Raw genomic sequence first — 325 nt, 5'->3', positions numbered from 1 at the left:
TGGGATCATGCGTGGTTCAATGGCTTTGCGCCCGTAGAAGATCCACAGATTGCACTTGCCGTATTGGTCGAAAACGGTGGCGGTGGTAGTACGACTGCCGCGCCTATCGGCCGTGCCCTATTTGACTACTGGATGCTACAACGCAAAACTGATCCGGTACTCCCGCCTTCAGCCGATGAGCTCAAAGTCATCAAGCGCCAAAAGGCCTTTGAGAAAGCCTTGAAGGATGCCTTGCGTGAAAAAGAGGCAAAAGCGTTAGCAGAACAGGAAGCAGCAGAAGCAGAGGCGCAAACAGCAGCAGTCACCTCTGAATAGCGACATTTTG

General features: G+C 52.6%; 1 protein-coding gene. It reads left to right on the top strand.

Translation table 11 applies throughout. From position 1 onward, the window contains the following. Positions 1–315: penicillin-binding transpeptidase domain-containing protein (locus B3V51_RS12325; RefSeq protein ID WP_286708509.1), on the top strand; the 315-nt coding region annotated here is incomplete at its 5' end. Between the last annotated feature and the right edge of the window lie 10 nt (positions 316–325).

The organism is Psychrobacter sp. UBA2514 (assembly GCF_002341255.1).
Classification (GTDB): Bacteria; Pseudomonadota; Gammaproteobacteria; order Pseudomonadales; family Moraxellaceae; genus Psychrobacter; species Psychrobacter pacificensis.
This window is presented reverse-complemented; position numbering and strand designations above follow the sequence as displayed.